Origin of the sequence: Saccharomonospora halophila 8 (genome assembly GCF_000383775.1) — a bacterium.
GTDB classification, from domain to species: Bacteria; Actinomycetota; Actinomycetes; order Mycobacteriales; family Pseudonocardiaceae; genus Saccharomonospora; species Saccharomonospora halophila.
In genome coordinates, this window is record NZ_KB912578.1 from 1 (window position 1) to 5,002 (window position 5,002).

A 5,002-nucleotide genomic window follows, 5' to 3' on the forward strand; every position below is an offset into this window, starting at 1 on the left:
TGCGGAGGCGGGTCGTCCGGCGTCGCCTGCGCGTCCGGTCGGGGCCCGGTCCGCCCATGTCGTCCCCCTCACGCCGGTCACGTCGGGGTGACCGGCTCCTCGGTGGAGGGTCGTCCACCCTCCGTCGACTCCGACGGTAGGGACGGGACGGACACCGCGACACCGCGGTGCGGCGGGATTGTGGACAACTCGGACCCTGTGGACGACGACGGCGACGACGTCACCGAATGTGCCACCCCACCGTCGGCCGTCGACGCGGGCGGGGAGGTCCGGAGAATCAGGAGGCGGCCGCCGCCGCGCTGGTCGAACCGGACGAGCCTCCCGAGGACGAGCCGGACGAGCCGGCGGACGAGCCACCGGAGCCCTGGGAGGACGTGGACCCACCGGAGCCGTTCGAGCCCGTCGAGCCGTTCGAGCCGTTCGAGCCCGACGAGTCGGACGAGACCGACGACTCGGACGATTCCGACGAGTCGGACGAACCTCCGGACGCCGCGTCGGACGACCCGCTCGACGAGCCGTTGGAAGAGGTCGACTTCGACTCGGAGCGGGAGTCGTTGCGGTAGAACCCGCTGCCCTTGAAGATGACTCCGACGGAGCCGAACAGCTTGCGCAACCTGCCCTGGCACTCCGGGCAGTCGGTCAGGCTCGAATCGGAGAACGACTGGACCGTCTCGAACCGGTGGTCGCAGTCCTTGCAGGCGTACTGGTAGGTCGGCACGGGAACTCCTTCAGGCGTTCTGGCACTCTCTCGACGCGAGTGCCAACGCAATTCTGCGGGATCGGATTCCCGGTGCGCAATCAGGTCCCTGTCACACCGGGGACGGGCACGACGCGGCCACCCCGGGCGGGTCACGTCGGGCCGGTCACGGCAGGCGGTGCAGGCCCCGGTCCGGGGTGAGCACCGCGTGCATCCGCACGTCGTGCGGCTCGGCGGGCAGTTCGTCCACCAGTTCGGCGTCCCGGATGACCGCGATGAGGTCCGTTCCCGGGGAGGTCAGCACCAACGACCGGTCGTAGTAGCCCGCGCCCTTGCCCAGCCGCACGCCGCGCTTGTCGACGTCGGCGTCGGCGACGGCCTCCGGCCCGAGCCGCGGCCCCCGGGGTTCCAGCACGGGCATGAACTCGCCCCGCCTGCTGCCCTGCTCGCGCAACCGGTCCAGCAGCGCGAGCGACCCGGGCTCGGAGCCGTACGGCACGTAGCAGCACACGACACCGGCGTCCAGGCCGCCGACCGCGGCCACCAGCCGCGACGACTCGCTGACCTGCTGTTGTGCCGTGACCGCCGTGCGCGAGGCCTGGATCGAGCGGCGCCACTGCGTCTTGACACCCTCGAGGGGGCTGTCGTTGTCGGTGTGAGTCACGGGACCAGGCTAGGCTTTGCGGCCATGACGGGCGCCACGAGTGAGACCACGTTCCGGACCGCCATCGTGCCTGCCGCCGGGTTGGGTACGAGATTCCTGCCGACCACCAAGGCCGTGCCCAAGGAACTTCTCCCGGTCGTCGACACACCGGGGATCGAACTCGTCGCGGACGAGGCGGCACAGGCCGGGGCGAGTCGTATGGTGATCGTCACATCCCCCGGCAAGGAGGCGGTGGCCGACTACTTCCGCGACAGCCCCGAGCTGGAGCACACGCTGGAGAGCAAGGGTAAGACCGAGCTGCTCGCCCGCATCCGCCGCGCACCCGGGCTGCTCGACGTCGAGACGGCCCTGCAGGAGCAGGCGCTCGGCCTCGGGCACGCCGTCGCGCAGGCCGAACCGAACCTGACCGACGACGACGCCGCCGTCGCCGTCCTGCTGCCCGACGACCTGGTCCTGCCCACCGGGGTGCTGTCCAAGATGGCCGAGGTCCGCGCCCGGCACGGCGGCAGCGTGCTGTGCGCCTTCGACATCCCGAAGGACCGGATCTCGCCGTACGGCGTGTTCGACGTCTCCGACACCGACGACGCCGACGTCAAGCGGGTGCACGGCATGGTCGAGAAACCCGCGCCGGCCGAGGCTCCCTCCACCTACGCCGCCGCGGGCCGGTACCTGCTCGACCGCGCGGTCTTCGACGCGCTGAAGCGCATCGGCCCCGGCTCCGGGGGCGAACTGCAACTCACCGACGCCGTCGCGCTGCTGATCTCCGAGGGGCACCCGGTGCACGTCGTGGTCCACCGCGGGGGCAGGCACGACCTGGGCAATCCGGGGGGCTTCCTGCGCGCCGCCGTCGATTTCGCCCTGGACGACCCGGAGTACGGACCGGCGCTGCGCGAGTGGCTGACCGACCGGATCGGTGGTACCGCCGACTGATGACCGGAACCGAGCCGACCGCCGACACCCCGCCCGAGGCCACCGGGCTCCGCTCGGTGGACGACCAGCTCAGGCTGCTGCTCGACGCCGCCGTGCGGCCACGCCCGGTGCGGGTGGCGATCTCCGAGGCCCAGGGACTGCTGTGTGCGGAGGAGGTCGTGGCCGAACAGGCGTTGCCCGGGTTCGACCAGGCCGCCGTGGACGGGTACGCGGTGCGCAGCGTCGACGTGCGTGCCGCGGCCGAGGAGCCGGTGCAGATGCCGGTCGTGGGCGAGATCCCCGCCGGGTCGCGCCAGCCCCGCAGACTCCAGCCCGGCCAGGCCGTCAAGGTGGCCACCGGTGCGCCGCTGCCCACCCTCGCCGATGCCGTCGTCCCCGCCGCCCACACCGACGGGGGCGTGGCGAAGGTGGAGGTGGCCCACGCGGTGCCGTCCCACGGTTACGTCCGCCGCACCGGCGAGGACGTGCAGATCGGCGACGTCGCCGTCCGCCGGGGTGACACGATCGGGTCAGCCCAGGTCGGGCTGCTGGCGGCCGTGGGCCGGGCGAAGGTCCTGGTCCACCCGCGCCCCCGCGTGTCGATCATCTCGGTGGGCGACGAACTGGTGGACGTCGACCGCTCGCCCGCCGCGGGCCAGATCTACGACGTCAACTCCTACGCCCTCGCCGCGGCGGCACGGGACGCAGGCGCCGAGGTGAGCCGGGTGGGCATCGTGCCGCTGGACCCCCGGCGGCTGCGGGAGACGGTCGAGGGCAGGCTGCTGATGTCCGAGGTCGTCGTGGTCGCGGGCGGGGCGGGTGGCTCGATCGGGGAGGAGGTGCAGGCCGCGCTGTCCGACCTCGGCGACGTGGACACCACGCGGGTGGCCATGCACCCGGGCTCGACGCAGGCGTTCGGCAGGCTCGGCCCGGACGCCGTCCCCACGTTCCTCATCCCGGCCAACCCGATGAGCGCACTGGTGGTCTTCGAGATCATGGTCCGGCCGTTGATCCGCGCGGCGCGGGGCACCCGGAACCCACACCGCCGTGCGGTGCAGGCGCGCCTGCTGTCGCCGATCACGTCGACACCCGGACGCCGCGGGTTCCTGCGCGGGCAGCTGCTGCGGGACGAGAGCAACGGCGAGTACCTGGTGCAGCCGCTCGGCACGGGCGGGACGCACCTGCTCGCCTCGCTCGCCGAGGCGAACTGCCTGATCAACGTGCCGGAGGGACTCACCGAGGTCGCGGCGGGCGAGCAGGTCCGGGTCGCCTTCCTCGCCCAGCGTGCGTAGTGGGGGACGACGATCCGTAGTGGGGGACGATGACGTCGACCGGTTACGGCACCCCGTACGCCGCGGAGCCCCGCCATCCCGGCTGGCCCGCCCGGCTCGGCCCGGTGACGGTGCCCGGGGGTGTGGTGCGGGTGCGGCCGGTCCGGCTGCGGGACGGCACCGAATGGAGCCGCATCCGGCTGCGCGACCGCGAGTACCTGCGGCCCTGGGAACCGACCCAGGACCAGCCGTGGGAGGAGCGCAACGCGCCGTGGGTGTGGCCGTCGCAGTGGTCGGCGCTGCGCAGGCTCGCCCGGCGCGGGCAGTGTCTGCCGTTCGTCATCACCGTGAACGGCGCGTTCGCCGGCCAGATCACCGTGGGCAACATCATCCGCGCGTCGCTGCGCTCGGCGTGGGTCGGCTACTGGGTCGCGTCGACGCTCGCGGGGTCGGGGGTGGCGACCGCGGCCGTGGCGCTGGTGACCGACCACGCCTTCGGCGCTGCGCGGCTGCACCGCCTGGAGGCCACCGTGCGCCCGGAGAACGTCGCCAGTGTCCGCGTGCTCACCAAGGTCGGCTACCGGCGGGAGGGGCTGCTGCGCCGGTACCTCGACGTGGAGGGCGACTGGCGCGACCACCTGTGCTTCGCGATCACCACGGAGGAGAGCGGTGACGGACTCGTCACCCGCCTCGTTGACTCCGGTCGGGCGATGTGGTCCTGACCAGCGGTAACGGCGCGTGAACCGGTCTCGGGAGAGCCGGTCGGGTGGTCAAACCACCCGGCGAGTCTCCGCGTTTTCTGTTATTCCTGTGACTAGCGTGGCGACAGTCGGGGTTCGACACACAACGTGCGCGGTCGACGACAGCCGGGCGGGGTCCGGGCCGTCGGACCGCGGTTGCCGCGTGTGGCGACGAGGATATCGGTCGGGGGAGGTGACGGGAGATGCCCAGCTCGTTGATCATTGTGGGGCTCGCTGCGGCATGGCTGGCCGTCCTCGTGCCCATGGTCGCCCGCAAGCGGCAGGTGGTCACACAGACCAACGACGCGGCACTGGCCGCGCGGGTCGTACGCAGCGGGAGCACACGGGGCGCGGGACGCGGTGGGGTGGTCGCGGACGGCGCCGAGGCCGGGATGGAGGACGACTGGGACCCCGATGACCGGGTCGACGTCGGGTTCGGCGACCGTGCACCGCTGGGTGAAAGCGCGTACACGGACCACGACGGGATCCACCCGGACGACCCGTACCCCGATGACGGGTACGACCTGCCCGACGACGGGCGCGTCGACCCGGCGTACGACGATCGGTACGGCGACGATCGGTACGGCGACGAATACGACGATCACGGATACCCGGTCGACGACGGAACCGACCACGGGCGGGCACCCGACGACGCCGGCACCGGGGACGGCAGGTCCGCAGGCCCCGTCCCCGGGCGTCCCCGCCGGTACCGGCCCGGCCG

At 72.7% G+C, this 5,002-nt stretch carries 5 protein-coding genes and 2 pseudogenes; 5 read left to right on the forward strand and 2 right to left on the reverse strand.

Annotation, left to right across the window (positions count from 1 at the left end; genetic code table 11):
* Positions 1-227 precede the first annotated feature (227 nt).
* Positions 228-563 (forward strand): hypothetical protein, encoded by a 336-nt coding sequence (locus tag SACHA_RS26335; protein WP_019811791.1) that lies wholly within the window; start codon positions 228-230, stop codon positions 561-563.
* A 14-nt stretch (positions 564-577) separates the two neighbouring features.
* On the opposite strand, the pseudogene SACHA_RS26540 reads toward SACHA_RS26335, so the two are convergent.
* Together SACHA_RS26540 and SACHA_RS0117320 are read right to left on the reverse strand one after the other, a co-directional pair.
* Positions 578-853 (reverse strand): annotated as a pseudogene (locus SACHA_RS26540) (FmdB family zinc ribbon protein); the annotation flags it as partial.
* A gap of 10 nt (positions 854-863) precedes the next feature.
* Positions 864-1,361, reverse strand: a complete 498-nt coding sequence (locus SACHA_RS0117320) for a 5-formyltetrahydrofolate cyclo-ligase (RefSeq protein WP_019811795.1) — start codon at positions 1,359-1,361, stop codon at positions 864-866.
* Between the two features lie 24 nt (positions 1,362-1,385).
* On the opposite strand from SACHA_RS0117320, the gene SACHA_RS0117325 reads away from it, so the two are divergent.
* From SACHA_RS0117325 to SACHA_RS26715, 4 genes and pseudogenes are all read left to right on the forward strand, one after another.
* Positions 1,386-2,291, forward strand: a complete 906-nt coding sequence (locus SACHA_RS0117325) for a UTP--glucose-1-phosphate uridylyltransferase (protein ID WP_019811796.1) — start codon at positions 1,386-1,388, stop codon at positions 2,289-2,291.
* Positions 2,291-3,562, forward strand: coding sequence for a molybdotransferase-like divisome protein Glp (glp, locus tag SACHA_RS0117330; RefSeq protein ID WP_019811797.1), 1,272 nt, complete (start codon positions 2,291-2,293; stop codon positions 3,560-3,562). Before SACHA_RS0117325 ends, glp begins: the two co-directional genes overlap by 1 nt.
* Positions 3,563-3,591: 29 nt before the next feature.
* On the forward strand, positions 3,592-4,263 hold the full coding sequence (locus SACHA_RS0117335; RefSeq protein ID WP_019811798.1) for a GNAT family N-acetyltransferase: 672 nt from the start codon (positions 3,592-3,594) through the stop codon (positions 4,261-4,263).
* Between the two features lie 221 nt (positions 4,264-4,484).
* A pseudogene (locus SACHA_RS26715) lies at positions 4,485-5,002 on the forward strand (gephyrin-like molybdotransferase receptor GlpR); the annotation flags it as partial.

Bases quoted from the DNA above. Each gene is read 5' to 3' on its own strand.
- SACHA_RS26335 (WP_019811791.1), top strand. From the start codon at position 228: ATGTGCCACCCCACCGTCGGCCGTCGACGCGGGCGGGGAGGTCCGGAG.
- SACHA_RS0117325 (WP_019811796.1), top strand. From the start codon at position 1,386: ATGACGGGCGCCACGAGTGAGACCACGTTCCGGACCGCCATCGTGCCT.
- glp (WP_019811797.1), top strand. From the start codon at position 2,291: ATGACCGGAACCGAGCCGACCGCCGACACCCCGCCCGAGGCCACCGGG.
- SACHA_RS0117335 (WP_019811798.1), top strand. From the start codon at position 3,592: ATGACGTCGACCGGTTACGGCACCCCGTACGCCGCGGAGCCCCGCCAT.